Here is a 23326-nt window from a genome sequence, read left to right as displayed (position 1 = left end):
CCGCCAAACAGGGGCGCGTTTCAGGCGTGCGCGCCTTGCCTTTCGCCCGCTTCGGCCTTATGTTGAAGACATGCTGACTAACGGAACACCCCATGACCCTGATCGACTCTGCCGGTAACACCCTCGCGCTGTACTCCATCGCCGAACTGCGCGCCATCGAACAAGCAGCCCTGCGCGACCTGCCGCAAGGGCTGCTGATGCAGCGCGCGGGCCAGGCCGCCGCCAGCGCCGCCCTGAAGCTGCTGCACGCCCAGGAGGATGGCGACGAGACGAGCCACCGGCGCGTGCTGGTACTCGCCGGCCCCGGCGACAACGGCGGCGATGCGCTGGAAGCGGCCGCGCACCTGGCCGCCAGCGGCCTCGAAGTGCTCGTCTGGCTGGCGCCCGAAGCACCGGCCACGTCGCCCGAACGCGAACAGGCCCTGAGCCGCGCCCGCAACAGCGCCGCGCGCTTCATGGATGCGGCAACGTCCATGGCCTCGGCCGCCGTGGGCGCCGCGCCGTGGCACCTGGTCATCGATGGCCTGTTCGGCATCGGCGCGTCGCGCCCCCTGGAAGGCGAATGCCGCGACATGGCGCAGCTCGTCAACAATCTCGATTGCCCGGTGCTGGCCCTCGACGTGCCCAGCGGCCTGCATGCGGACACGGGCGCCATCGACGGCGTCGCCATCCGCGCCACGCACACGCTCACCTTCATCGGCGACAAGCCGGGCCTGCACACGGCGAATGGCCGCGACTACGCGGGCGAAGTGGAAGTGGCGGCGCTGGCCATCGACCCATCGCTGCTGCCCGAAGCCAGGGCCCAGCTGGGCGGCCTGCACCTGTTCGCGCGCCAGTTGCAGCCGCGCCGGCAAAATACGCACAAGGGCAGCTACGGCAGCGTGGCCGTCATCGGGGGCGCGCAAGGCATGGCCGGCGCGCCCATCCTGGCGGCCCGCACGGCCCTGCATGCGGGCGCGGGAAGAGTCTACATCGCCTTTCCCGATGCACCGCCCGCCTTCGACAGCGGCCAGCCGGAGCTGATGTGCCGCCGCGCGCAGGACGTGGATTTCTCCGGCCTGCACTTTGCCGCGCTGGTGGCGGGGCCGGGCCTGGGCGACGACGCCGATACGGTGGAACTGCTGCAGCGTGCCATTGACAGCGACAGCCCGCTGCTGCTCGATGCCGATGCGCTGAACCTGATGGCGGCAGAGCCGGAGCTGCAATCGGCGCTGGCCGTGCGCACGGGCGCGGGCGCGACGATTCTGACGCCGCATCCGCTGGAAGCGGCCCGGCTGCTCGACATGACGGTGGCCGAGGTGCAGGCCGACCGCCTGGGCGCGGCGCGCCAGCTGGCGGCGCAGCTGGGCGTGATCGTCGTATTGAAAGGGTCGGGCACGGTGATCGCCGCGCCCGATGGCCAGGTGGTCGTCAACAACACGGGCGGCCCCGCCCTGGCGACGGCCGGCACGGGCGACGTGCTGTCCGGCCTGTGCGGCAGCCTGCTGGCCCAGGGCTGGCCGGAATGGGAAGCGGCGCTCGGCGCCGTCTGGCTGCACGGCGCGGCGGCCGATGCGCTGGTGGCGGCAGGCAGCGGCCCGATCGGCCTGACGGCGGGGGAGTTGATCCCGGCGATACGCAGCTTGATCAATGCCTTGTCGGCATAGGCATGCGGTGTGGTGGCGTTGGATTACGCTGCGCTAATCCAACCTACGGCCCGGAAGTCGGGTAGGTCGGATTAGCGCGCAGCGCGTAATCCGACAATCACCACCAGCAATCACACCAACCTGCCCGCCGCAATCGTGATGGTGCGGCCGCAACGGGCCGCAATTGAACTGTCGTGCGTGACGAGCACCAAGGTCGAACCCCGTTCGCGGTTCAGCTCGAACATCAGCTGGATCACGGCCTCGCCGGTGGCGGCGTCCAGGCTGCCCGTCGGTTCATCGGCAAACAGCAGCGGCGGCTCCGTGACAAAGGCGCGGGCCAGGGCCACGCGCTGCTGCTCGCCGCCGGACAGGTATTTCGGATAGTGTTTCAGGCGGCTGCCCAGGTTGACTCTGCCCAGCATGGCTTGCGCCTTTTCCTTCGCATCGGGGTCGCCCCGCAATTCCAGCGGCAGCATGACGTTTTCCAGCGCCGTCAGGTGGGCCAGCAGCTGAAACGACTGGAACACGAAACCGAGCTTTTCCTTGCGGAAACCGGCGCGGCCGTCTTCGTCGAGGGCGAAGATATCGGTACCGTCGAGCACGACCTTGCCGTCGCTGGGCGTGTCCAGCCCGGCCAGCAAGCCCAGCAAGGTGGACTTGCCGGACCCGGAGGCGCCGACGATGGCCAGCGTCTCCGCCGTTTGCACGGTAAAATCGACTTGATGCAGGATGGTCAGCTCACCATCGGCATCAGGTACGCGCTTGGCCAGCTGGACCACTTCGATGGCCGGCCGGGCATTTTGGCTGTTTTGACTGTTGAGTGCGGCGGGCCGCTGGGCCGCCGCGTCGGACGGAAGAAAACTGGTGGAAGTCGCTTTAGGGAATTCGGGCATGCTGATCTATCTTAAAAAATTTCGTGAACAAATAAGTGTCAAGGGCGGCAACCGCCTGCGGCGGCGCACGCTGTCCCTGCTTCCTGCGGCAGCCCTGCTGCTGGTATCGAGCATGACGAACGCCTATTCTGCACCAAAAACGCTGCTGGTGCTCGGCGATAGTCTCTCGGCCGAGTATGGGCTGGCACGCGGTACTGGCTGGGTGGCGCTGCTGGAACAGCGGCTGCAAGCGCAAAAGAACGACACGCGCATCGTCAACGCCAGCATCAGCGGCGAGACCACCAGCGGCGGCCGCGCGCGCCTGCCCGGCCTGCTGGCCAAGCACCAGCCCGATGTCGTGCTGATCGAACTGGGCGCCAACGACGGCTTGCGCGGCTTGCCCGTGGCGGCCGCCGAAGCGAATCTGCGCGCCATGGGCGAAGCGGCAAAAAAATCGGGCGCGCAGGTGGTGCTGGTGGGCATGCGCATGCCGCCCAACTATGGCCGCGCTTACGGCGAGCAGTTTTATGGCGTGTACGGCAAGCTGGCCAAGGAATGGAAGGCGCCGCTCGTGGCCTTCATGTTCGAGGGCATCGCCGACCAGCCGCAGCTGTTCCAGGCCGACCGCATGCACCCGAATGCGCAGGCGCACCCGACCATTTTGAAAAATATCTGGCCGCGGCTGGCGCCGTTGCTGGGGGCGAAGTAAGCCGGTTCATAAGCTCACTCAATTTTCACCCCAAAGGCCGAACTGCCGGGGTCGGCCCCTGAGGGTCCGACCCCAGTCTTACGCCGGTGGGTTAAATAAAGTTCCCGACTCACAGACAAAAAAATAGCCGCTCAAGAGCGGCTATTTTTATGCGTGGAAACTAAATCTTACGGTGCCGGCGCTGGGGCCGCTGGCGCGGTGACCGGTTTGACGATCTTCACCTTGGCCTTGGCTTTCAGGTATTCGACGTAGTCGAACATTTCCTGTTGCGCCAGGATGCCGCTGATCTGGTCTTTCTCTTGCTGGCGGCGCGCAGCATCCACTTGCGCCGGCTGCTGCACCTTGGCGATGCGGTAGATGCCGTAGCCCAGGGCTGGCAAGTCCACGCCCACATAAGCTGGCAGCTTGCTCGTGTCCGCCTTCATGACTTGCGCGATGGCGGCGCGGTTGATGCCGTCGAGCTTGCTGCGCGACACCCATTGCGCTGCGCCGAAACCGCTCGCATCACCCGAGGCTTTCAAGGCGGCCAGCTTGGTCTCGCCCGCTTTCTTGGCCAACTTTTCCGCTTCTTCCATGGTCACGCGCTGACGGATCATCGCTTCGACTTCGGCCAGCGGACGCTTCGAAGCGGGCTTGAATTCCACCACGCGGCCGGCGATCAGCACGTTCGGCGCGACGGTCACGGCTTCCGTGTTGCGCTTGTCTTTCAGCGAATCGTTCGAGAAGATGGCGGTGAGGAACTTGGCGTTGTTGAACGGCGCCTTGCCCAGTGCCGGCGACGGCGTGCGCGACAGGTTGGCGGCGGTTTCCACTTTCAGCTTCAGCTTGTCGGCCACCGGTTTCAGGCTGTCCGATTGCTCGTAGACCGTGTTGGTGAACGTTTCCGCCATTTCCGAGTATTTCTTGGCAGCAAATTGCTTGCGCAGGTCGGCCGTGATTTCGCCGCGTACTTCGTCCAGCGCACGCACGTGCTGCGGCTTGAGCGAGGTGACGGTCAGGATGTGGTAGCCGAAATCGGAAGCGACGACGTCGCTGATTTCGCCTTGCTTGAGCTTGCTTACAGCGCTCAGCAACGGTGCCGGCAAGCCATCCTTGCCGATCACGCCCAGATCGCCGCCCTGTTCGGCGGATGCCGGATCTTCCGACTTGGCTTTCGCCACGGCGGCGAAGCTGGCAGGCGCCTTGCGTACTTCCGCCAGGATCGCTTCGGCCTTGGCCTTGGCGGCGGCCTTGTCGGCGGCCGATGCATCTTTCTTGACGGCGACCAGGATGTGGCTGGCCTGGCGCGCCTCTGGCGTCGTGTAGGCTTTCTGGTTCTTCGCGTAGTAGGCAGTCACGTCGGCGTCGCTGACGTCGACTTGCTCGCCCGCAGCGCTGTCGTCGAGCACGACGTATTCGATCTTGGCTTGTTCCGGGATTTCGAAGAACTTGCTGTTCTTGTCATAGAAGGCCTTGATCATGGCGTCCGTCACTTTGACTTCCGGCACGTACTGGGCGATCGGCAACAGCAGTTCCTGCACTTCACGCTCTTCCGAGGTGATGTCGGACAGGCGCTTGGAGACGGTGTTCGGGGCGAAGGCCGTGCCTTGCACGGCGCCCGCCAGTTGCTGCAGGGCCAGGTCGCTGCGGCGGCGCGCATCGTATTGCTGTGGGGACATGCCTTGGGCGGCCAGCATGGCCTTGTAGCGTTCCAGGTCGAATTTACCGTCCGGCAAGGTCAAGCCTGGGATTTCCAGCACTTCCTTTTGCAGCACGGCATCGCTGATGACCAGGCGGCTACGGCCCACTTCGGCGGCCACGGCGCGCTCGGCGATCAGGTTGTCGAGGATGCTCTTGCGGGCTTCCGGCGTGTCAAACATTTTCTGGTCGAACTGCTCGCCCATCATCTGGCGGTAGCGGTCGATCTGCTGGCGTTGCGCTTCTTCATATTGCTGCTGCGTAACGACCTGGTCGCCGACCTTGGCGATGGTGTTCGCGCCATCGCCGAAGCTTTGGTAGCCGCTGATACCGACCAGTGCAAAAGACGGGACGATGACCAGCATCAGAAGAAACTGCATCAAGCGTCGATGGGTACGAATAAATTCAAACATGGTCAGCCAATTCGGGATGAGTGGATCACTATAAAAAAAGGCGAACATGCGTTCGCCTTGATTTCTTCGGCGGAATGGACGGGACAGATGTCCACTTCCCCTTTAGATTCAACAACTTGGCGCTGGAACTAAAGCAGGATTCTGACGCCCAAGCCATTATCTCCTGATTCTACAATGCCCATAGCGCTATAGCAAGGGTAAATCAGGGCGCGCGCCCTGCCCTTGCGCCGCCTGAACGGCAAGGCGCCAGGGCAGGCATTAAACCGGGCGTAGCATAAAGCGGATTTAAATCGAGGTGCGTTTTATTCAAAACAGCAGGAAGGGATTCTAAAAGACGTCGCACCGAGATAATCTGGCGCTGAAAAAGAAAAACCCGCGCTACTTATTCAGCAGCGCGGGCTTCTATATTCTGGCGGAGCGGACGGGACTCGAACCCGCGACCCCCGACGTGACAGGCCGGTATTCTAACCAACTGAACTACCACTCCTTAAGAGCGTATTTTTTTGGCGGAGCGGACGGGACTCGAACCCGCGACCTCCGACGTGACAGGCCGGCATTCTAACCAACTGAACTACCACTCCGAAAAATACACAGTACTGCTTGCATTTGCATTCAAGGCTGCAATTCGCAGAACGTCAACCTTGAAATCGCGGCACCCGAAGGCGCCGCCAAATGTTTCCGGTGATTGTCACCTCACCGAAGTCCGTTAGTTTACAGCATCCTTCAAAGCTTTACCAGCTTTAAATTTTGGAACTTTTGCTGCTTCGATCGTGATCGCTTCTTTGGTACGCGGATTGCGGCCGGTACGTTCAGCGCGTTCGCTGACCGAGAAAGTGCCAAAACCAACCAGCGTTACGCTGTCGTTGTTTTTCAAAGTTTCCGTCACGCCGCCGATAACAGCGTCGAGTGCGCGCGCAGCGGCGGCTTTGGAAATGTCAGCTTTTTCAGCAATGTGGTCGATCAATTCAGTCTTGTTCACTAGCATCCCCAATTACAAAGGTATAAAACGTTTACCGTATCGTTGCGGCACTTTTGGCACCACAGCTGTCCGGCGAAAAAAATGTGCAGGCGTATTAAACAAGCCACACTGTATATGTGTCAAGCGCTTTGGGGGCGCAATTCACGTTTCAATATAAAACAAGCGCTCTAAAAGCGCTTGTTTGGGGAAAACAGGGGTAAAACGTTAGTGTTTTACTACCTCGCCGGCCGCGTCAGGCTTGGCCGCGGCGGCCGTGACAGCCTCCACCGCAGCGACGTCCGCCAACGCTTCAGGCATGCGTTCGAGGGCGATTTCCAGCACTTTGTCGATCCAGCGCACCGGTACGATCTCCAGTTTGTTCTTGACGTTGTCCGGAATATCGGCCAGGTCTTTCACATTCTGCTCTGGAATCAGGACCGTCTTGATGCCGCCGCGATGGGCCGCCAGCAGCTTTTCCTTCAGGCCGCCGATCGGCAACACTTCGCCGCGCAAGGTGATCTCGCCCGTCATCGCCACGTCGGCGCGCACGGGAATGCCCGTGAAGACCGAGACCATCGCCACCGTCATGGCCGCGCCAGCCGAAGGACCGTCCTTCGGTGTCGCGCCTTCCGGCACGTGGATGTGGATGTCGCTCTTCTCGAACACGTCCGCCTTGATGCCCAGGCGCTGTGCCCGGCTGCGCACCACCGTGCGGGCTGCCTCGATCGACTCTTTCATGACGTCGCCCAGGGTACCCGTGCGGATGATGCCGCCCTTGCCCGGCATCGACACGGCTTCGATGGTCAGCAGATCGCCGCCCACTTCCGTCCATGCCAGACCGACCACCTGGCCCACCTGGTTTTCTTTCTCTGCGACACCGAAATCATAGCGGCGCACGCCGAGGAACTTGTCCAGGTTCTTCGAGTTGACGATGACTTTCTTGTCGGATTTCTTCAGCAGCAGCATCTTGACCACCTTGCGGCAGATCTTCGACACTTCACGCTCTAGCGAACGCACACCGGCTTCCCGCGTGTAGTAGCGGATGATGTCGCGCAAGGCCGACTCGGCCACCGAGATTTCCTCTTCCTTCAAGCCATTGTTCTTGATCTGCTTCGGCAGCAGGTAACGCTGCGCGATGCTGGTCTTTTCATCTTCCGTGTAACCGGACAGACGGATCACTTCCATGCGGTCAAGCAAGGCTGGCGGAATGTTGTACGAGTTCGACGTGGCCACGAACATCACGTCGGAGAGGTCGAAATCGACTTCGATGTAATGGTCGGAGAACGTGTGGTTCTGTTCCGGGTCTAACACTTCCAGCAGGGCCGACGAAGGATCGCCACGGAAATCGGCGCCCATCTTGTCGACTTCATCGAGCAGGAACAAAGGATTGCGCACGCCGACTTTCGACAGCGATTGCAGGATCTTGCCCGGCATCGAGCCGATATAAGTGCGGCGGTGGCCGCGGATCTCGGCTTCGTCGCGCACGCCGCCCAGGGCCATGCGCACGAACTTGCGGTTCGTCGCGCGGGCGATGGACTGGCCCAGCGAGGTCTTGCCCACGCCCGGAGGACCGACGAAGCACAGGATAGGCGCTTTGAGCTTGTCAACGCGCTGTTGCACCGCGAGGTACTCCAGGATGCGTTCCTTGACCTTGTCGAGGCCGTAGTGGTCGCCTTCGAGCACTTTTTCCGCATTCGACAAGTCGTTATTGACCTTGGATTTCTTTTTCCAAGGCAAGTTGACGAGGGTGTCGATGTAGTTGCGCACAACGGTGGCTTCGGCCGACATCGGCGACATCAGCTTGAGTTTTTTCAACTCGTTGGTGGCCTTGTCGAGCGCTTCCTTCGGCATCTTGGCCGAAGCGACTTTTTTCTCCAGCTCGTCGAGGTCGGCACCATCTTCGCCCTCGCCCAGTTCTTTCTGGATCGCCTTGACTTGCTCGTTCAGGTAGTACTCGCGCTGCGACTTTTCCATCTGGCGCTTGACGCGGCCGCGGATGCGTTTTTCCACCTGCAGGATGTCGAGCTCGCCTTCGAGCTGGCCCAGCAGGTGCTCGAGGCGCTTGGCCACGCTGAAAATTTCCAGGATGACTTGTTTTTGCTCCAGTTTCAGGGGCAGATGCGCGGCCACCGTGTCGGCCAGGCGGCCGGCATCGTCGATGCCCGACAAGGATGCCAGGATTTCGGGCGGGATCTTTTTGTTCAGTTTGACGTACTGGTCGAACTGCTGCACGATCGCGCGGCGCATGGCTTCGACTTCCGACTCGTCGCCCGGCTCGGACTCGAGCGGCGTCAGGTCGGCGATGAAGTGCGTCGGCGCATCGCTGATGTGGTTGATACGGGCACGCTGCGCGCCTTCGACCAGCACCTTGACGGTGCCATCGGGCAGCTTCAGCATTTGCAGAATATTGGCAACACAGCCAATTTCATAGATATCCGAAGGAGACGGCTCGTCCTTCGCGGCTGCTTTTTGAGCGGCAAGCATGATGCTCTTGCCCTGCTCCATCGCAGCTTCCAGCGCCTTGATCGACTTTGGACGGCCAACGAACAGCGGTATCACCATATGCGGGAAAACGACGACATCCCGCAACGGCAATAACGGCAGTTGAGTTTGCTCAGTTAATTTGGAAGTTGTCATGGCGTACCTTATAGAAAGCGTGTTTACGATGTTGGCGCTCGCTGCCAAAACACAAGACCGGCGAGAATAAATAATTCTGTGAAACAAACATTTTTCTGTCTATTTCGCAAAACACACCCGCATGACGGTAATAAATGCAGTTTTCACAGTAAAAAAGCCACGCGCAGCTAAGCGCCGCGAGTGGCTTTCCGATTGAAGCCTGCACTCATTGATTTAAATTGTACTGCCATGCATTAAGGAATCAAAATCCTTTTTATGCATTTGTCTCGGCAGTAATCAATTTTCTCCGGAGGCCTTGGCAGTCTCTTGATAAATCAACAAAGGTTTGGCGCCACTGGTGATGGTATTTTCGTCGATGACGACCTTCACCACATTTTGTTCGCTCGGCAGTTCGTACATGACGTCCAGCAAAGCATGTTCCAGGATGGAACGCAGGCCACGGGCACCGGTCTTGCGCGCCAGCGCCTTCTTGGCGATCGCATGCAGGGCGGCCGGACGAATCTCCAGTTCCGCGCCTTCCATCTCGAGCAGCTTCGAATACTGCTTGATCAGCGCATTCTTCGGCTCGACGAGGATCTGGATCAGCGCCTCTTCCGTCAATTCCGCCAGGGTGGCGATGACGGGCAGACGGCCGACCAGTTCCGGGATCAGGCCGAACTTGACCAGATCTTCCGGTTCCGCTTGCAACATCAGTTCGCTGGCCGAGCTTTGCGACTTGCTGCGCACCGTGGCCGAGAAGCCGATGCCGCTCTTTTCGGAGCGGTTGGCGATCACTTTCGACAGGCCGTCGAAGGCGCCGCCGCAGATGAACATGATGTTGGTCGTGTCGATCTGCACGAAATCCTGGTTCGGATGCTTGCGGCCGCCTTGTGGCGGCACGGAAGCCATCGTGCCTTCGATGAGTTTCAACAAGGCTTGCTGCACGCCCTCGCCCGACACGTCGCGCGTGATGGACGGATTGTCGGACTTGCGCGAAATCTTGTCGATTTCATCGATGTAGACGATGCCGCGCTGGGCTTTCTCGACGTCATAGTTGCAGCTTTGCAGCAGCTTCTGGATGATGTTTTCCACGTCCTCGCCCACGTAACCGGCTTCGGTCAGGGTGGTGGCGTCGGCGATCACGAACGGCACGTTGAGCATGCGCGCCAGGGTCTGTGCCAGCAGGGTCTTGCCCGAGCCGGTAGGACCGACCAGCAAGATGTTGCTCTTGGCCAGTTCGATGTCGTCTTTCTTGCCCAGGTGCTTGAGGCGCTTGTAATGGTTGTACACCGCCACCGACAGGATGCGCTTGGCAGTCTGCTGGCCGATCACGTACTGATCGAGCAAGGCGGCAATTTCTTGCGGCGTCGGCAGGTCGGATTTGGTGCCGGTCACCGTCTCGATGCTCGACGTTTCATCACGGATGATGTCGTTGCACAGGTCGATGCACTCGTCGCAAATGAACACGGACGGGCCGGCGATGAGTTTCTTCACCTCGTGCTGGCTTTTGCCGCAGAACGAGCAATACAGTAATTTTTCGCCGCTAGAGGATTTTTTGTCTGACATAAGGCATTTTGGTTGGAACTGCATTAACAATATTGCAAAATCGCAAGCCGGAGTGCGGTAGTTGCCGGAAAGGCAGCTACCCATGGCGCAAGTCAACAACGTGCACAAGCTCCATGCTACCCGAAATAAAAGCGAAACGCCCGAACGTTTGATCGCCCGGGCGTTTACTTACTTGCTTAGCAATACCGGTAGGGGCTCATCAAGCGCGGCTGGTCAACACTTTGTCGATCAAACCATACTCAACGGCCTCGTCGGCGGACATGAAACGGTCGCGGTCGGTGTCCTTGGCGATCTGTTCGATCGTCTGGCCCGTGCGCTCGGCCATGATGCCGTTCAAGCGGGTGCGCAGGTAAAGGATTTCCTTCGCCTGGATCTCGATGTCGGACGCCATGCCTTGCGAACCACCGGACGGCTGGTGAATCATGATGCGCGAGTTCGGCAGCGAGAAACGCTTGCCCTTGGCGCCAGCGGCCAGCAGGAAAGCGCCCATCGAAGCAGCCATGCCCGTGCACAGGGTCGAGACGTCCGGCTTGATGAACTGCATGGTGTCGTAGATGGCCATGCCGGCCGAGACCGAACCACCTGGCGAGTTGATGTAGAGCGAGATTTCCTTTTCCGGATTTTCGCTTTCCAGGAACAGCAGCTGGGCGACAACCAGGTTGGCCATCTGGTCATTGACCGGGCCGACCATGAAAATCAAGCGTTCCTTCAGCAGGCGCGAGTAAATATCATACGAGCGCTCGCCGCGACCGCTTTGTTCCACCACCATCGGCACCAGGCCGAGCATCTCTGTGTCCAGCGCCGGATTACGGTTCATACCTGTCATTTCATTTCCTTGTGAAGCAGTTAGAGGGCGCCGCCCCGGCCTGACGGCCGGGAGCGGCATCCGGATACCAACTGGTTTACGCTTGTGCGTTGCTTCCCATCAGTTCGTCGAAAGCAACTGCTTTCGTCGTGACTTTCGACAGGCCCAACACGTAAGTGACGACGTTTTCTTCCAATACAAGGGCTTCGATCTCACCCAGACGACGACGGTCGCTGTAGTAGTACTTCAGCACTTCGCGTGGATCTTCGTAGCTTTGGGCGAAGTCTTCGATCTGCGCCTTGACTTGCTCAGGCGTAGCCTGCAGGTTGTTATCGCCCACCAGTTGCGACAGGATCAGGCCCAGGCGTACGCGACGCTCGGCTTTTTCCGCGAACAGTTCTGCTGGGAAAGGCACGTCCTTGACGTTCATGCCGCGCTGCGCCATGTCCTGGCGGGTCATTTCGGCCAGGCGCTCGGAATCCTGAGCGATCAGCGTTTTTGGCACTTCCAGCTCAGCAACTTTGATCAGCGCGTCCATGACGGCTTCCTTGTTGCGTGCTTTTACGCGGCCAGCGACTTCGCGCTGCAGGTTGACTTTGATGTCTTCGCGCATTTTGGCCAGGTCGCCATCGGCAACGCCCAGCGATTTGGCGAATTCGGCATCGACTTCCGGCAGGTGCGCCCATTCCAGCTTTTGCAGCGTGATGGTGAACGAAGCGGTTTTGCCGGCCACGTCTTTACCGTGGTAGTCCTCTGGGAACGACAACGGGAAAGTCTTCGACTCGCCCACTTTCAGGCCCAGGGTCGCTGCTTCGAATTCCGGCAGCATGCGGCCTTCGCCCAGCACGAAAGCGTAGCCTTCAGCTTTGCCGCCTGGGAATTCAACGCCGTCGATCGAGCCGACGAAGTCAACGGTCACGCGGTCGCCGTTGGCAGCGATAGCCTCACCGCCGTCGCCGTGTTCGCCAGCTTCGCCCTTGGTGTGGAAGTGCACGCGCTGCTTGCGCAGGATGTCGATGGTCTTGTCGATTTCGGCTTCCGACACGTCGGCTTGCACGGTTTCGATTTCAACGGCCGTCAGGTCGCCGATGGCGACTTCCGGATACACTTCGAACGTGGCGTCGAAAGCCAGCTGGCCTTCGGCGGCTTCTTCTTTCGGCACGATGTTCGGGAAACCGGCCACGCGCAGATTGTTTTCGTTGGCGGCGTCGTTGAACGCGCGGCCGACTTTGTCATTCAGCACTTCGGATTCAATTTGGTAGCCGTATTGTGCTGCGACCATTTTCAACGGCACTTTGCCCGGACGGAAGCCCGGTGCCTTAGCCGTACGGGCTTGCACTTTCAGGCGCTTCTCAACTTCCGTGCGGACGTCCGTCAGCGGGAAGGAGATCGTGATACGACGTTCGAGTTTGCCCAAGGTTTCGACTGCAGTTGCCATGTAAAAAATCGTCCAAAAAATAAACACTGTTGGTGCGAGAAAAGAAGACCCGACCCCTTGCGCCATCACTGGCGCAAGACATGGGTCCAGCTTCACTCGCTCGCATATTCATCTGTAAAAGCACTGAAAACAGGACGATGGACCTGGTCTACCCGGCGGAGGGAAAAACCCGCACCAGGCACCAAACAATCCGCCGCTTCCAGTACTGCGACAGGGCTCCGAGCGTCCAACCCTGCTTCTCAGTAAATGCAGGGCCGGCCATCATTCGGTAAAGCGTGGCATTATAACAAAGGACTTCGGGAAAGTGGCTGGCTTTGCAGCCACGCCACAGAGGATACCGGCGGCGGCGAACGAATCGCTACAGCCTGGATGGCCCTGTCTTTACTCTTGCCCCGGCATTCTTTATTTCGCCAGAGACAGGCTTTCCAGCCTGCTTCGTTCATTAGTATATGCGAACTGGCGCCCCGTCCGAAACAAAGAAATGCGCTCCTGGCGAAGATTTCGGCCAAAAAACCTTTGATTTACCTCAATTTGGCCATTTTTCAGGCAAACCTAAGCCGCGCATCCCCTCTCCAAGTGAATTTAAAGGAGAAAACATCATGAGCGATAGCACATCCAGCAACTCCAGCAATGCCAAAGCCAAGCTGCAAATGGTCCTCAGCCGCCTGCTCGACGGCGTCACGGACGACGATCTGCAAAAAATCCAGACGGAAGTCGATGAAATGGAATTGCGCATGAAGGGCGATGGCCACCACGACCACGACCACCCTACCGTCGCCTGACCCGGCAGTGGCTGCGCCTACCCTGCGAGCCGCTCCACCGGATGCGGACGTGCTGGCCGCCGTGGAAACGGCGCTGGTGACCCACCGCGCCTTTGGCGACAGCGGCTACATCCGCGACCAGCTGGCCGTCGCCTACCGGCGGCGCCTGCACAAGCTGGGCGGCACCCTGCCCGAGGCCGAACGGCTGGCCGGCGCGCTCGATACGGCGCCGCCCGCGCGCCAACGCCAGTTACTGGGCGACACGGTGCTGCGCTGCGCCGTCCAGCACGCCATGCGCCAGCTGCACTTGGGTGACGAGTACGGACTGCCCCTGCCGCAATGCGCGGCACTGTTCCGGGCGGCCAGCGAGCACCTGGAAGCGGGCCTGCCCGGCGGCCCGCTGGTGGCCCATCTGCCGCCCGTGGCACGCTTGCACGAGGGGCGCACCATGGAAGAAGCGGACACCGAATGTGACACCTACATATGGCATGCCTGGCAGGAAGGCACGCCGTATGCGCGCGCTTTCCTTGCCGTGATGGACGATAACTACGGCGCACCGCTGGCCACGCCCACGCCGCAGGAACGGGCGCTGCTGCGCCGCGGGCTAGGCTTGCTGGAAACCCTGCTGCCCCGCCTGACGGCCAGCGCGCTTTCTCATGTCCAGTTGATCGCCCTGTTTCCCAAGCTGGGCACGTGGCGCGGCAAGGCGTCCAGCTCGCAATTTCGCGTCAATGGCAGCGTGTTCCTGAACCAGGAGCTGATCGGCAACCCCTGGTGGCTGGCCGAGCACTTGCTGCACGAGTCGCTGCACCAGAAACTGTACGACTTCCGCCACGGCCACAGCCTGCTGGCGCCCGACTATGCGCGCGACGACGGCGCCAAGGTCTGCTCGCTGTGGAACGCGCCCGATGATGACGGCAATCACTACTGGGATGCCCATCGCACCCTGGCCGCCTTTCATGTATATGTCCACCTGGCGTTGCTGTGCCTGCTGGCCGAGCGCCAGGAAGCGGCGCTGGCGCCACAGTACGGCCCCATCGGCCAGCACATGAGCGGCAGCCGGCGCGCCATCGACCGCGCCCGCTACCTGGGCGAACAATTGCACAGCACCACCTGGCCGGAACTGGGATTGGCCGGGCGCCAGATGACGCATTGGCTGCTGCACGTGCTCGACGCACTCGACACGCAACGGCGGCCCAGCGGCGCCACCTTGCACCTGCTGCTCGACCTGTACGAACGCCAGAGCCGCAAGCTCGACACTTTCCTCGCGCGGCAGCCGCCGCCCCGCAGCGACACGCTGGCCGCCCAAGCGCAGCAAGAGGTGGCGATGACGCGCGAGGCGCTGTACCTGCTGGATCAGGAAGCACCGCAGTCAACCCATGCGCAGGAGTACAACTGGCCGCAGGCACGGCAGCGCGTCTTGCAGGCACTTTGGCCGCTGACTGAAGATGATAAATTAATGGAAAGAAGCGGCTACCCGCAGGCGCAGGCACTGATTGCGCAGATGGTGCAACAGTCGAGCCGGCAACTGGGCGCACTCGGCGCACTGGGCTGATGAAACTGGGCTGATGAAATAAGTTCAGGGAAAATTTTGATGGTGCTGCACTTCCGGGCTGGAACAACCCGGATTGGTGCGGATGGGGAGACTCGAACTCCCAAGCCGAAGCACTGGCTTCTAAGACCAGCGTGTCTACCAATTCCACCACATCCGCATTTGTACTACTTTGTGCTACTTTGTGCTACTTGCCACAGGCTGCTGCCCCTGATTTTAACAACTCGTGGGCGATCTGGCTACCGTGGACTGATAGAGCAAGCCCTCGGTAAAGCAAAGGCGGCATTCTACTGGATTTCCCAGAGGAATGCCGCCTTTTTTATGACTGCACCTTGGCGTTGCCTACTAGCCCTCTTTTGCGGTCGCAGGCTCCGGCTTCTTGACCCGGAACCAGGCCGCATACAGGGCCGGCAGGAACAGCAAGGTCAAGGCCGTTGCCAGGATCAATCCCCCCATGATGGCGACCGCCATCGGTCCCCAGAAGACCGAACGCGACAGCGGGATCATGGCCAGCGCCGCGGCGGCGGCCGTCAGCACGATGGGTCGGCAGCGGCGCACGGCCGAGTCGATGATGGCGTCCCATGGCGTCGAACCGTCATTGATGTCTTGCTCGATCTGGTCGACAAGGATCACCGAGTTGCGGATGATCATGCCGAACAGCGCGATGATGCCCAGGTTGGCCACGAAACCAAGTGGCCGGCCCAGCGCCAGCAAGGCAAACGCGGCACCCGCCACGCCCAGCGGCCCCGTCAGGAAGACCAGCAAGGAACGCGAGAAACTGTGTAGTTGCAGCATCAGCAAGGTGAAGATGATGAAAATGGCCAGCGGCAAGTTCGCCGAGATCGACGCTTCCGCCTCGCCGCTGTCGGCCGCCACGCCTTTCACGACGATGCGGTAACCGGCCGGCATTTTGGCGCGCAAGGCATCGAGCTGCGGCGCCAGTTGCGTCGACACGGTGGCGCCCTGGATGCCGTCGATCACGTCGGACTGCACGGTAATGGCCCATTCGCGCTTGTCACGCCAGACCACACCCGGTTCCCATACAAAATGCGCGCGGGCCAGCTGCGAGATGGGCACGGACTTGCCCGTCGCCGTCGGGATATTCGTGTCATTCAGCACGGAAATCGTCGCCCGTTCGGCCAAAGGCTGGCGTACCTGGATATCGATCAGCTTGTTGTCTTCGCGGAACTGGCCGATGACCGTGCCCGACAGAATTGTATTGGCCGCCTGCATCACCGTTTTCGAGGTAACGCCCAGCGCGCGCATCTTGTCCTGGTCCAGGTCCAGGCGCAGCACTTTCACCGATTCGTTCCAGTTATCGTTCACGCCCAGGGTGTTCGGATTGGCGCGCATGATGTCCTTGACCTGGTCGGCAATGGCCCGCACACCGGCCACCTCCGGCCCCATGACGCGAAATTGCACGGGATACGGCACCGGCGGCCCGTTCGGCAACAGTTTCACCCGGCCCCGCACTTCCGGGAAATCTTTCTTGAAGACGTCGACGATTTGCTGGCGCAAGCGTTCGCGGTCGGCCAGGCTCTTCGGCAAGACCACCACTTGCGACACGTTGGTCTGCGGGAAGATCTGATCGAGCGGCAAGTAGAAACGGGGACTACCCGTGCCCACGTAGCTGGTGACGCTTTCCACGCCGTCGAGCTTGCCCACGAAGGCCTCGAATTTCTTCACCTGTTTCTCGTTAGCAGCAAACGTCGTGCCTTCGGGCGACCACAGTTCCACCATCAGCTCCGGACGGCTGGAATCGGGGAAGAATTGCTTTTCGATAAAGTTAAAGCCGTAGATACCCAGCGCAAAGATGGCCAGGGTGGCGGCAATCGTCGTCTTGCGCCATTCCACGCACCAGGTGACGGCGCGGCGGAAACGGCGGAAGTTCGGCGTGTCGAACAATTCATGGTCGTTATGCGCGTGCGGTTTCACCTTCAGCAAGATGTAGCCGATATAGGGCGTGAAGACGACCGCCACCACCCACGAGATGATCAGGGCCAGCGCATTGACGGAGAACAAAGAGAACGTGTATTCACCGGCGGCCGACTTGGCCAGGCCGATGGGCAAGAAGCCCGCCACCGTGATCAGGGTGCCCGTCAGCATGGGCATGGCCGTGGACGTATAGGCGAACGTGGCCGCATCGAAGCGGGACATGCCCTCTTCCATCTTGCGCACCATCATCTCGACGGCGATGATGGCGTCGTCGACCAGCAAGCCCAGCGCGATGATCAGGGCGCCCAGCGAGATCTTGTGCAAGTCGATGTCGAGCAGGCGCATGAACAGGAAGGTGACGGCCAGCACCAGCGGAATGGTCAGCGCCACCACCAGGCCCGGGCGCACGTCGATGCGCAGCGGCTTCGTGTGCAAGCCCAGCGCGACAAAGCTGACGGCCAGCACGATCAGAATGGCTTCGATCAGGGTATGCACGAACTCGCCCACGGAAGCGGACACGGCTTCCGGCTGGTTCGACACGCGCTGCAATTCTATGCCAACCGGCAATTCGCCCTTCATGCGCGTGACGGTTGCCTGCAGGGCCTTGCCCATGTCGATGATGTTGCCGCCCTTTTCCATCGATACGCCCAGGCCGATCACTTCCTTGCCATTGAAACGCATCTTGTCTTTGGGCGGATCGACGAATTCACGTTTCACCGTGGCAAAGTCGCCGAGGCGGAAGGTGGTGCCGTTGGCGCGCAATTCCAGATTTTCCAGGTCCTTGACGGTCAGCATGGCGCCCGTCACGCGCACTTGCAGGTTATCCGTCGGCGTCACCAGCACGCCCGTGGCGTTGATGCTGTTTTGCTCGGACAATTGCTGCACGATGGCGTCGAAAGGAATGCCCAGCTGGGCAAATTTCTTGTGCGAAAAGATAATATTAATCTTTTCATCCTGCACACCGAACAGTTCCACTTTCGACACCTGCCCCACGGCCAGCAGTTCCTGGCGCACCTTGTCCGCGTAATCCTTCATTTCGGCATAGGTAAAACCGTCGCCGGACAGGGCGAAGATGGAGCCGTAGGTGTCGCCGAACTCGTCGTTGAAGAACGGGCCCACCACGCCGGCCGGCAAGGTGCCCTTGATGTCGCCGATCTTCTTGCGCACCTGGTACCAGGCGGCGGCCGTTTCCTTGGGCGGCGCCGATTCGCGCAGCTCCAGCAGGATCAAGGTTTCGCCCGGCTTTGAATAGCTGGTGATCTCGTCGATGTAGGGCGTTTCCTGCAGTTTCTTTTCCAGCTTGTCCGTCACCTGCTCGGCCATTTGCAGCGCCGTGGCGCCGGGCCAGTACGCTTGCAGTACCATGGCGCGGAAGGTGAACGGCGGATCCTCATCCTGGCCCAGGTTGGCGTAGCTGAGCATGCCGCCGATCAGCAGCACGGCCATCAGGTAGCGCGTCAGCGGGATGTGTTCGAGGGCCCAGCGCGACAGATTGAAGCCGCCCTTCATTTGGCCGCACCCACGCTGACGGCGGCAGCGGCGACATCCGGCTTGCTGGCCAGTTCGGCGCCGAGGATGGTCACTTTCTGGCCAGGCTTGAGCAGGTTGACGCCGGCCGTGACCACCGTCTGCCCCGCTTTCACGCCCGAGGCCAGCAGCAACTCATTGCCCGCCACGCCGCCCACCGTCACCGGCACGAGCTTCACGGCGCCGTTTTCCACCACCCAGACGGAGCTTTGCGACTTTTCATTGAACAGGGCCGTCAGCGGCACCTTGATCTGCGGCGTGGCCGTCTGGGAAGCGAACTGCACGACGGCCGTCATGCCCAGGCGCACTTGCGGCGCGTCCGGGATGCTCACCTTGGCAGTATAGGTGCGCGTGGCCGCATCGGCCACGGGCGACACTTCGCGGATCTTGCCCGGCAGCGCCTGCTTCGGGTCGGCCCACAGACGCACGACCACATCCTTGACACTGCGCAAGGTTTCTACCTTGTCTTCAGGAATGCCGATCACCACTTCCTTCTCGCCGCTCTTGGCCACCACCACGACGGGCGCACCGGGCGCCACCACCTGCCCTACTTCCGCATCGATGCGCGTGACGACGCCGTCCGCATCGGCCAGCAGGCTGGCATAGCCGGACTGGTTCGCCTGGCCCCGGTACAGGGCTTGCGCCGCTTCCACGTTTGCCTGCGCCGCCTTGTAGGTGGCGTCCTTGCCATCGAGCACGGCCTGGCTGACGAAATTTTTCTCGCGCAAGTCCTGGTAGCGCTTCAATTCCGCGCGCGCCAGGTCGCGGTTCGTTTCCGCGCTCACCAGCGAAGCCTTGGCCTGCGCCTGCGACAGCTGCAAGTCGACAGGATCGAGTTGCATCAGCACTTGCCCCTTCTTGACGCTGGCGCCCACGTCGACCTTGCGCGCGACGATCTTGCCGCCCACGCGGAAACCCAGCTGCGATACGACGCGGGGCACGACTTCGCCCGACAGCTCGGCACTCACGTCAACATTACTACTAGACAACACGATGGCACGGACGGGACGCACGTCTTCCACTTTGACGGCAGGCTTGGAACAGGCCGCCAAGGTAGTCGAAAGGGCCGCGGCGGCAATCAGCCGCAAGGCAGGAAGTGCGGATGCGCCGGTCTCGCGGCGCAGGGTTTTCAGGGCAAACAAGGTATTTTCCTTTACTATGCGGGCTGCAATATTTTTATGCGGAGAAACTTTTTGCCTGTCCTTTGGGCCAAGCCAAACTTTTTCGCACGCGATATCCTTAAATTTGTGACAATATCAGTTTGGTCGTAGCGGAGGACGATTTTCCGCTAATGACTTTCTGGTTATTAATTATAATCGTGCGTAAAAGTTTTTAGTGACTTTTGCGTCATTAATCTTGAGACGTACAACGTCCGACCACATTCCAGCGTTTGCGGGAGTGCCGGACAAACGCAAGACTAGAGAAGTGTGTTCATGCCTGTAGACCATTACGAAAATTTTCCTGTTGCATCATTTTTACTGCCGCGCCGCCTGGTGCCCGCCGTCGAAGCCATCTATGCCTTCGCCCGCAGCGCCGACGACCTGGCCGACGAAGGCGACGCCACACCGGCCGAACGCCTGGCCTTTCTACACGCCTACGAAGAGGCGCTGGGCCGCATCGCCCGCCAGGAAGGCCATGCCGGCGAGAACGCCGCCATGTTCGAACGCCTGGCCGCCGTCATCGCCAAGTTCCAGCTGCCGCTCAAGCCGTTCCACGATTTATTGTCCGCCTTCAAGCAGGATGTGGAAACGACGCGCTACGCCAGCTACGATGACGTGCTCGATTACTGCGCCCGCTCCGCCAACCCCGTGGGGCTGCTGATGCTGCATCTGTACGGTGCGGCCGATGAACAGAATGTACGCGATTCCGATGCCATATGTTCAGCTTTGCAACTAATTAATTTCTTGCAAGACGTTGCCATCGACCAGCAAAAAGAGCGCATCTATCTGCCGATGGAAGACTTGAGCCGCTTTGCCGTCTCCGCCGCCGCCTTCGAGCGGCCCGAGGCGCACGGCAAGTGGAGTGCCCTGATGCGCTTCGAAGTGGCCCGCGCGCGCGCGCTGATGCTGTCCGGCGCGCCGCTGGCCCTGCGCTTGCGCGGACGCATCGGCTGGGAACTGCGCCTGGTGGTGCAAGGGGGCTTGCGCATTCTCGAATGCATCGAAGCCGTCAATTACGACGTGTTCCGACGCCGTCCCAAGCTGGAGAAACGCGACTGGCTGATCATTTTCTGGCGCGCCCTGCGCATGTCGCGCAAAAGCCTGCATCAAGAGACACAAGTAAAAACGGCTTTTCCCCCGTCGCCCACTCTGTAAGACGATAGAATAGCGGCTTCGATCTGCAACCCTTGCTCTTTTGACTATGTCTCCCGACGAATACTGCCAACAAAAGGCCGCCCAGAGCGGCTCCAGCTTCTACTACAGCTTCCTGTTCCTGCCGGCCGAGCGCCGCAAGGCCATCACGGCCCTGTACGCCTTCTGCCGCGAAGTCGACGATACGGTCGATGAATGCACGGACGAAGCCGTGGCACGCACCAAGCTGGTCTGGTGGCGCAAGGAAGTCAAGGCCATGTACGAGGGCAACCCCACACATCCCGTGATGCGCGCGCTGCAGCCGCACCTGGACATGTATCAGCTGGAAGAAAAGCATTTGCAGGCCATCATTGACGGCATGGAAATGGACTTGAACCAGACCCGCTACCTCGATTACCAGGCCATGAGCCGCTATTGCTGGCACGTGGCCAGCGTGGTCGGTATCTTGTCGGCCAGCATCTTCGGCGCGACCCGCCCGGAAACCCTGCTGTACGCGGAAAAGCTGGGCCATGCCTTCCAGCTGACCAACATCATCCGTGACGTGGGCGAAGACGCGCGCAAGGGTCGCATCTACCTGCCGATCAGCGAATTGCAGCAATTCAATGTGACGGCGGCCGATTTGCTGAACGCGCGCCACAGCGAAAACTTTGAAAACCTCATGCGCTTCCAGGTGGCGCGCGCGCAAAAAGCCTACGACGAAGCGTTCGCCCTGCTGCCGGCGGAAGACCGCCGCGCCCAGCGCCCGGGCCTGATCATGGCCGCCATCTACCGCACCCTGCTCAACGAAGTCGAGCGCGACGGCTATCACGTGCTGAACCAGCGCATCTCGCTCACGCCGATCCGCAAACTGTGGCTGGCCTGGAAGACCTGGGTTCGTGGCTGACAGTAGCGTGAAGCAACGCTACGCCGTCATCGGCGCCGGCTGGGCCGGCTGTGCGGCGGCCATGGAACTGGCGCGCGCCGGCCATGCCGTGACCGTCTACGAGGCGGCGCGCACCTTGGGCGGGCGTGCGCGCCGGGTCGAACGGGAAAAGACGGTGCTCGACAACGGCCAGCACATCCTGCTGGGCGCGTACACGGAAACCTTGCGCCTGATCAAGCTGGCGGGGCAAGACCCGGCCGAGCTGATCCTCACCCTGCCCCTGCAGATGCGCTATCCGCCCGGCACCAAAGGCATGGATTTTCTCGCGCCGCGCCTGCCTGCGCCGCTGCACCTGGCATGGGCCTTGCTGCGCGCCAAGGGGCTGCAGCGCGCCGACAAGCTGTCCCTGATGCGTTTTTCCACCGCCATGCGCTGGATGGGCTGGCAGCTGTACAACGATTGTACGGTAACCGAATTGCTGCAGCGCTTCGACCAGACGGACACCTTGAACCGCCTGATGTGGCACCCGCTGTGCCTGGCAGCCTTGAATACGCCGCCCGAGCGCGCGTCGGCCCGCGTCTTCATCAACGTGCTGCGCGACAGCCTGGGCGCATCGCGCCGCCGCGCCTCCGACATGCTGATCCCGAAAGCGGACCTCTCCACCCTGTTGCCCGACGCGGCCGCCCGCTATGTGGAACAGCATGGCGGCGCGGTGCGCACGGGCGCCAAGGTGGCCGCCTTGCACGCCTTGCCCGATGGCCGCTGGCGACTCGATGATGGCGTCGATGATGGCGAACACTATGACGGCGTCATCGTCGCCACCTCATCCGTGCAAGCGGCCAGTCTGCTGCAAGGCGTGCAGGACGCGCGCCTCGATGACGTTATTACCAAAATGCAGGCCTTCACACCGGAAGCCATCAGCACCTGCTACCTGCAGTACGACGCCAGCGTGCGCCTGGACTTGCCATTTTACGCGCTTGTCGATGCGCCAGAGCAACAGCACTGGGGGCAGTTCGTCTTCGACCGGGGCCAGCTCGACGCGAATCAGGCGGGCTTGCTGGCCGTCGTCATCAGCGCGTCCGGCCCTGCCGCCGAGCAAGGCCATGGTCCGCTGGCGCAGGCGATCGCCGCGCAGCTGGCGCAAGTGCTGCAGCGCCCGGAACTGGCGCAACCGGCCTGGAGCCAGCTGATCACGGAAAAGCGCGCCACCTTTGCCTGCACGCCGGACCTGGCGCGCCCCGGCAATGCCAGCGGCATGCCGGGCCTGCTGCTGGCCGGCGACTACACGGCCAATGACGACCGGACGCAGGACTATCCGGCCACCATCGAAGCGGCCGTGCGCAGCGGCGTGGCGGCGGCCAGGATGGCGAACACGGGCAAGGCGGCAAAACAGACTTGACGGTGCATCCCGCCCTGGTGTCGCTCGCCCCCGCGAAATTGCATTCTGTCGCACCGTGCTGGTGCGCTCGCGTGCGCTTGGGTACAGTCTGATCATCGACAACGGCCATGCCACGGAAAATACCATGCACACCACCTTGCACTTGAAAAACAGCTTGAAAGCCGTGGCGCTGCTCGCTTGTGTGCTGCTCGCCACCGTCATCGTCATTCACGGACAGCAAGTGCCACAAACGCCATTGCTGCTGAGCCAGGCAAGCATGCTGCTGCCGGCGGTGGGCTGAGGCGGCGAAGCGGAGTAAC

17 protein-coding genes and 3 tRNA genes are annotated in these 23326 nt (G+C 61.2%); 8 read left to right on the top strand and 12 right to left on the bottom strand.

What is annotated here, in order from left to right:
- The first annotated feature begins 92 nt into the window (after positions 1-92).
- Entirely contained in the window at positions 93-1646 is a 1554-nt protein-coding gene (locus AC3RCG_RS14425; protein ID WP_492401538.1) for an NAD(P)H-hydrate dehydratase, read from the top strand.
- A gap of 110 nt (positions 1647-1756) precedes the next feature.
- On the opposite strand, the gene AC3RCG_RS14420 is transcribed toward AC3RCG_RS14425, so the two are convergent.
- The gene (locus AC3RCG_RS14420) at positions 1757-2518 is read right to left on the bottom strand and encodes an ABC transporter ATP-binding protein (RefSeq protein ID WP_373631156.1); all 762 of its coding nucleotides are present in this window, start codon (positions 2516-2518) and stop codon (positions 1757-1759) included.
- Between AC3RCG_RS14420 and AC3RCG_RS14415 the strand changes: the two genes are divergently transcribed.
- The gene (locus AC3RCG_RS14415; protein ID WP_492401539.1) at positions 2517-3206 is read left to right on the top strand and encodes an arylesterase; all 690 of its coding nucleotides are present in this window, start codon (positions 2517-2519) and stop codon (positions 3204-3206) included. The two genes, AC3RCG_RS14420 and AC3RCG_RS14415, sit on opposite strands and share 2 nt — an antisense overlap.
- Before the next feature lie 167 nt (positions 3207-3373).
- Here AC3RCG_RS14415 and AC3RCG_RS14410 read toward each other — a convergent pair whose 3' ends face one another.
- The 8 genes from AC3RCG_RS14410 to tig all read right to left on the bottom strand — a co-directional run bounded on the left by AC3RCG_RS14410 (position 3374) and on the right by tig (position 12679).
- A complete protein-coding gene (locus AC3RCG_RS14410; protein ID WP_492401540.1) occupies positions 3374-5296 on the bottom strand; it encodes a SurA N-terminal domain-containing protein in 1923 nt (640 codons plus the stop codon).
- 410 nt (positions 5297-5706) lie between these two features.
- Positions 5707-5783, bottom strand: a tRNA-Asp gene (locus AC3RCG_RS14405).
- 17 nt (positions 5784-5800) lie between these two features.
- Positions 5801-5877: transfer RNA gene (locus AC3RCG_RS14400), tRNA-Asp, on the bottom strand.
- Between the two features lie 125 nt (positions 5878-6002).
- Complete coding sequence (locus tag AC3RCG_RS14395; RefSeq protein WP_010398442.1) at positions 6003-6275, bottom strand: HU family DNA-binding protein; 273 nt, start codon at positions 6273-6275, stop codon at positions 6003-6005.
- A 204-nt stretch (positions 6276-6479) separates the two neighbouring features.
- A complete protein-coding gene (lon, locus tag AC3RCG_RS14390; protein ID WP_034751007.1) occupies positions 6480-8891 on the bottom strand; it encodes an endopeptidase La in 2412 nt (803 codons plus the stop codon).
- Between the two features lie 276 nt (positions 8892-9167).
- A complete protein-coding gene (gene clpX, locus AC3RCG_RS14385; RefSeq protein WP_010398446.1) occupies positions 9168-10436 on the bottom strand; it encodes an ATP-dependent Clp protease ATP-binding subunit ClpX in 1269 nt (422 codons plus the stop codon).
- Positions 10437-10635: 199 nt separating this feature from the next.
- Positions 10636-11253, bottom strand: a complete 618-nt coding sequence (clpP, locus tag AC3RCG_RS14380) for an ATP-dependent Clp endopeptidase proteolytic subunit ClpP (protein ID WP_369811567.1) — start codon at positions 11251-11253, stop codon at positions 10636-10638.
- Between the two features lie 85 nt (positions 11254-11338).
- Positions 11339-12679 (bottom strand): trigger factor, encoded by a 1341-nt coding sequence (tig, locus tag AC3RCG_RS14375; RefSeq protein WP_046685568.1) that lies wholly within the window; start codon positions 12677-12679, stop codon positions 11339-11341.
- A gap of 599 nt (positions 12680-13278) precedes the next feature.
- Between tig and AC3RCG_RS14370 the strand changes: the two genes are divergently transcribed.
- Positions 13279-13461 (top strand): hypothetical protein, encoded by a 183-nt coding sequence (locus AC3RCG_RS14370; RefSeq protein ID WP_070218671.1) that lies wholly within the window; start codon positions 13279-13281, stop codon positions 13459-13461.
- Positions 13424-14995 carry a hypothetical protein gene (locus AC3RCG_RS14365; RefSeq protein WP_492401543.1) on the top strand — a complete coding sequence of 524 codons (1572 nt, stop codon included), beginning with the start codon at positions 13424-13426 and terminating at the stop codon, positions 14993-14995. Before AC3RCG_RS14370 ends, AC3RCG_RS14365 begins: the two co-directional genes overlap by 38 nt.
- 74 nt (positions 14996-15069) lie before the next feature.
- On the opposite strand, the gene AC3RCG_RS14360 is transcribed toward AC3RCG_RS14365, so the two are convergent.
- From AC3RCG_RS14360 to AC3RCG_RS14350, 3 genes are all read right to left on the bottom strand, one after another.
- A tRNA-Leu gene (locus AC3RCG_RS14360) sits at positions 15070-15152 on the bottom strand.
- 185 nt (positions 15153-15337) lie between these two features.
- On the bottom strand, positions 15338-18436 hold the full coding sequence (locus AC3RCG_RS14355; protein WP_070218669.1) for an efflux RND transporter permease subunit: 3099 nt from the start codon (positions 18434-18436) through the stop codon (positions 15338-15340).
- Positions 18433-19596, bottom strand: a complete 1164-nt coding sequence (locus AC3RCG_RS14350) for an efflux RND transporter periplasmic adaptor subunit (RefSeq protein WP_083287094.1) — start codon at positions 19594-19596, stop codon at positions 18433-18435. Before AC3RCG_RS14350 ends, AC3RCG_RS14355 begins: the two co-directional genes overlap by 4 nt.
- 291 nt (positions 19597-19887) lie before the next feature.
- On the opposite strand from AC3RCG_RS14350, the gene hpnC reads away from it, so the two are divergent.
- From hpnC to AC3RCG_RS14330, 4 genes are all read left to right on the top strand, one after another.
- Positions 19888-20769 (top strand): squalene synthase HpnC, encoded by an 882-nt coding sequence (hpnC, locus tag AC3RCG_RS14345; protein ID WP_070218668.1) that lies wholly within the window; start codon positions 19888-19890, stop codon positions 20767-20769.
- A 46-nt stretch (positions 20770-20815) separates the two neighbouring features.
- Positions 20816-21649, top strand: coding sequence for a presqualene diphosphate synthase HpnD (gene hpnD, locus AC3RCG_RS14340; RefSeq protein ID WP_070311986.1), 834 nt, complete (start codon positions 20816-20818; stop codon positions 21647-21649).
- A complete protein-coding gene (hpnE, locus tag AC3RCG_RS14335; protein WP_492490359.1) occupies positions 21642-23027 on the top strand; it encodes a hydroxysqualene dehydroxylase HpnE in 1386 nt (461 codons plus the stop codon). Before hpnD ends, hpnE begins: the two co-directional genes overlap by 8 nt.
- Before the next feature lie 124 nt (positions 23028-23151).
- The gene (locus AC3RCG_RS14330; protein WP_162995637.1) at positions 23152-23307 is read left to right on the top strand and encodes a hypothetical protein; all 156 of its coding nucleotides are present in this window, start codon (positions 23152-23154) and stop codon (positions 23305-23307) included.
- The last annotated feature ends 19 nt before the right edge of the window (positions 23308-23326 follow it).

The organism is Janthinobacterium sp. GW823-FHT01H08 (assembly GCF_058797855.1).
Note: the sequence above shows the minus strand (reverse complement) of the source record. Positions and strands in the feature narration are given on the sequence as shown.

What these genes read in the sequence shown, in the direction of transcription:
- AC3RCG_RS14425 (WP_492401538.1), top strand. Translation starts at nt 93, where the DNA reads ATGACCCTGATCGACTCTGCCGGTAACACCCTCGCGCTGTACTCCATC.
- AC3RCG_RS14415 (WP_492401539.1), top strand. Translation starts at nt 2,517, where the DNA reads ATGCTGATCTATCTTAAAAAATTTCGTGAACAAATAAGTGTCAAGGGC.
- AC3RCG_RS14420 (WP_373631156.1), bottom strand. Translation starts at nt 2,518, where the DNA reads ATGCCCGAATTCCCTAAAGCGACTTCCACCAGTTTTCTTCCGTCCGAC.
- AC3RCG_RS14410 (WP_492401540.1), bottom strand. Translation starts at nt 5,296, where the DNA reads ATGTTTGAATTTATTCGTACCCATCGACGCTTGATGCAGTTTCTTCTG.
- lon (WP_034751007.1), bottom strand. Translation starts at nt 8,891, where the DNA reads ATGACAACTTCCAAATTAACTGAGCAAACTCAACTGCCGTTATTGCCG.
- clpX (WP_010398446.1), bottom strand. Translation starts at nt 10,436, where the DNA reads ATGTCAGACAAAAAATCCTCTAGCGGCGAAAAATTACTGTATTGCTCG.
- clpP (WP_369811567.1), bottom strand. Translation starts at nt 11,253, where the DNA reads ATGAACCGTAATCCGGCGCTGGACACAGAGATGCTCGGCCTGGTGCCG.
- tig (WP_046685568.1), bottom strand. Translation starts at nt 12,679, where the DNA reads ATGGCAACTGCAGTCGAAACCTTGGGCAAACTCGAACGTCGTATCACG.
- AC3RCG_RS14370 (WP_070218671.1), top strand. Translation starts at nt 13,279, where the DNA reads ATGAGCGATAGCACATCCAGCAACTCCAGCAATGCCAAAGCCAAGCTG.
- AC3RCG_RS14365 (WP_492401543.1), top strand. Translation starts at nt 13,424, where the DNA reads ATGGCCACCACGACCACGACCACCCTACCGTCGCCTGACCCGGCAGTG.
- AC3RCG_RS14355 (WP_070218669.1), bottom strand. Translation starts at nt 18,436, where the DNA reads ATGAAGGGCGGCTTCAATCTGTCGCGCTGGGCCCTCGAACACATCCCG.
- hpnC (WP_070218668.1), top strand. Translation starts at nt 19,888, where the DNA reads ATGCCTGTAGACCATTACGAAAATTTTCCTGTTGCATCATTTTTACTG.
- hpnD (WP_070311986.1), top strand. Translation starts at nt 20,816, where the DNA reads ATGTCTCCCGACGAATACTGCCAACAAAAGGCCGCCCAGAGCGGCTCC.
- AC3RCG_RS14330 (WP_162995637.1), top strand. Translation starts at nt 23,152, where the DNA reads ATGCACACCACCTTGCACTTGAAAAACAGCTTGAAAGCCGTGGCGCTG.